We start from the raw sequence: 3,095 nt of genomic DNA on the forward strand, positions 1-3,095 counted from the left end.
GATATCGACCTTGGCCGCCTTGTCCGAGATGTCGCGGCCAAGCCGGATCAACTCGCGCCGGATAGCGAAATCGTAGATCATCTGGGCGTAATCCCGCGCCGCGAAGGTCGAAATCGCCGCGCCGGCAAGGCGCGCCAGATAGGCCGGCCCGCCCAGTTCCTTCAGCCCCTCGTCATCCGCGAGAAACGCCTTGAGCGTCACCGGCGAGGCCAGCGCATTCTTCTGGATGCGCGCGGCGGCAATCTCATAGATGCGCTGGTGGACCGGCTCGTAGAAATGATGCGCCTGGATGATCGACGCGATCCGGTCGAAGACGTCGTTATTGGTCAGGATCGCGCCCAGCAATTGCTGCTCGGCCTCGATGTTGTGCGGCAGGGTTCCCGCCTCGTCCTCGGTCCCGCCCGTTTGGATCGTTCTGATCTCGTTCATCGCCTGCCCCTGGATTCTGGTCCGGCATGACTACCGCAAGAGGCCGCCGCGCGACATTGCAAGAAGATGGTGGAGAACGCGGCGCGACAGCTGTGCATGGCCTGTGGGCAACCTCAGCCACCCCTGCAGGTTGTATATCGGCTCAGGATAACCGCAAAATCTTGGTTGCGCGAGCGATTCTCCGGGCGAGTTTTCCCCAAGCCATCCACAGCGCCGTCCCCGGCTATTTTTGTCGGGCCGCCTGCCAGTCCCGAGGCGCATTCAGGAAGGCCTCGACCTCGGCCAGCGTGGCCGCGTCGAAAGCGCCCTGCGCGCGGGCTTCGGCCAGCACATCCCGCCAGGTACAGAGGTGGTGCAGATTCACCCCATGGGCGGCCAGCGTGGTCTCGGTTTCGGGGAAGATGCCATAATAGAAGATCACCGCCGTGTGCCCGCAGACCGCGCCGGTCTCGCGGATCGCATCGACGAAGGACAGCTTGGACCCGCCATCGGTGGTCAGGTCCTCGACCAGCAGCACCCGGTCGCCTTCGCCCATCACGCCCTCGATCCGGGCGTTGCGGCCATAGCCCTTCGGTTTCTTGCGGACATAGGTCATCGGCAGCGCCAGCCGTTCGGCCACCAGTGCGGCAAAGGGAATGCCTGCGGTCTCGCCGCCAGCCACGTTGGTGAAGGCCTCGAACCCCGCCTCGCGCATCACGGTCACGGCCAGGAAATCCATCAGCGTCGCGCGGATGCGGGGGAAGGAGATGAGCTTGCGGCAGTCGATATAGGTGGGCGAGGGCAGGCCCGAGGCCAGGGTGAACGGCGTTTCCGCGTTGAAATGCACCGCGCCTACCTCCAGCAGCATGCGAGCCGACAACCGGGCCATCTCGGCCTGGTCGGGGAAGGCGGTGGGGATCATGGCGCGGACCTCTCGATCTGGCGGCGGGACGGTTCGAGCCGTCCCGGCGAAATGGTTGAAGGAAACACGCGGCTTACCGCTCGACCCGCCAGTGCAGGGGAAAGCCGGGGTCGAACAGCGTCACCGGCCCGGCGCCGGTCTCGATCTTCGGAGGATAGGCGACAGGGGCGCCCTTGACCAGCGTGATCCGTTCCGCGTTGGGCGGCAGGCCGTAGAAGGCCGGACCGTTGAGCGAGACGAAGGCCTCCAGCCGGTCCAGCGCACCTTCGCGCTCGAACACTTCCGCCAGGCAGGACAGCGTGTTGGTCGCCGAGAAGATGCCGGCACAACCGCAGGCCGACTCCTTGGTCGGATCGCTGTGCGGGGCGCTGTCCGTGCCGAGGAAGAACCGGGCGTCGCCCGATGTGGCGGCGGCCACCAATGCGTCGCGGTGGCGCGCGCGCTTGGCCACCGGCAGGCAGTAGTAATGCGGCTTGATCCCGCCGACAAGGATATGGTTGCGGGTGATGATCAGGTGATGCGTGGTGATCGTCGCGCCAAGGTCGGCCGCGTTCGCCCTGACATAGTCGACACCGTCGGCGGTGGTCACGTGTTCCATCACCACACGCAGCCCCGGCACCGCCCGGCGGATCGGGTCCAGCACACGGTCGATGAACACCGCCTCGCGGTCGAAGATGTCCACCTCGGGGTCGGTCACCTCGCCATGCACGCAAAGCGGGCAGCCGATCTCGGCCATCCTCTCCAGCACGCTGCGGACCTTGTCGAAATCCGTCACCCCCGAGGCCGAATTGGTCGTCGCGCCCGCGGGGTACAGCTTGACCGCGCTTACCAGCCCGCTTGCATGGGCCGCGGCCACGTCGTTCGGGTCGGTCTCTTCGGTCAGATAAAGCGTCATCAGCGGCGTGAAGGCCATATCCTCGGGCAGTGCGGCGAGGATTCGCGCCCGGTAATCGGCCGCGTCCCGCGCCGTGACCACCGGCGGCACCAGGTTCGGCATGATGATCGCGCGGGCGAAGTCGCGCGCCGTCTCTGGCAGGACGCCCGCCAGCATGGCGCCGTCGCGCAGATGCAGGTGCCAGTCATCGGGGCGGCGTATCGTAAGGCGCTGTGTCATGGGCTGCGCGATACACAATCGCCGCACGGCTTTCCAGTGGCGATCACGACGCCTGTGTGCGAATCGCAGCGCCACGGCAGGGGCGAACCGCGAAAGGCTGAAGATCCGGTTGAGACTTCACGCCCCCGCTGGCCGCTGGGTACAAGGCAGGCTTTGCCAGCGGGCATTGGTCATGTCAGCGCATCTGTCCTGCTTTCGCGGAAATGGGAGGAAACATCTGTGAATCGACAGGAGTTTCCACAAGATGGCACTTGCAGTTACCGCGATCACCGGTCGCACCGGCGCGATCCTCTCCACCCTCCTCGATGTGCTTGTCCGGATGATGGAACACCACCCCCGCACCTGCCGGATCGAGCGGTTGAACGCGCTCAGCGACGAGAATCTCGCCGCGCGCGGACTGACCCGTCAGGATGTCGTGCGCCACATCTTCCGCGACCGCTAGTATCTCTGAGCGCGGTCATGCCTTCTGCGGCTTCAGGCCGTCAGAAGAACGCCTGCAGCCCGGTCTGCGCCCGCCCCAGAATCAGTGCGTGGATGTCATGCGTGCCCTCGTAGGTGTTCACCGTCTCGAGGTTCAGCATGTGGCGCATCACCGGAAAACTGTCGGAGATCCCGTTGCCGCCATGCATGTCTCGCGCTGCCCGCGCGATC

The 3,095-nt window shown here is 65.6% G+C and carries 5 protein-coding genes; 1 reads left to right on the top strand and 4 read right to left on the bottom strand.

What is annotated here, in order from left to right:
• From ENN83_RS15145 to pyrC, 3 genes are all read right to left on the bottom strand, one after another.
• On the bottom strand, window positions 1-429 hold a 429-nt coding region (locus ENN83_RS15145; RefSeq protein WP_287188385.1), incomplete at its 3' end, for a DnaB-like helicase N-terminal domain-containing protein.
• Between the two features lie 223 nt (window positions 430-652).
• Window positions 653-1,330, bottom strand: a complete 678-nt coding sequence (locus ENN83_RS15150; RefSeq protein ID WP_287188387.1) for an orotate phosphoribosyltransferase — start codon at window positions 1,328-1,330, stop codon at window positions 653-655.
• A gap of 73 nt (window positions 1,331-1,403) precedes the next feature.
• Complete coding sequence (gene pyrC / locus ENN83_RS15155) at window positions 1,404-2,444, bottom strand: dihydroorotase (RefSeq protein WP_287188389.1); 1,041 nt, start codon at window positions 2,442-2,444, stop codon at window positions 1,404-1,406.
• 244 nt (window positions 2,445-2,688) lie between these two features.
• On the opposite strand from pyrC, the gene ENN83_RS15160 reads away from it, so the two are divergent.
• Window positions 2,689-2,886 carry a DUF1127 domain-containing protein gene (locus ENN83_RS15160; RefSeq protein ID WP_287188391.1) on the top strand — a complete coding sequence of 66 codons (198 nt, stop codon included), beginning with the start codon at window positions 2,689-2,691 and terminating at the stop codon, window positions 2,884-2,886.
• 40 nt (window positions 2,887-2,926) lie between these two features.
• Here ENN83_RS15160 and ENN83_RS15165 read toward each other — a convergent pair.
• On the bottom strand, window positions 2,927-3,095 hold a 169-nt coding region (locus tag ENN83_RS15165; RefSeq protein ID WP_287188393.1), incomplete at its 5' end, for an acyl-CoA dehydrogenase family protein.

This window comes from Rhodovulum sp. (assembly GCF_011048875.1).
Taxonomy (GTDB): Bacteria; Pseudomonadota; Alphaproteobacteria; order Rhodobacterales; family Rhodobacteraceae; genus Rhodovulum; species Rhodovulum tesquicola.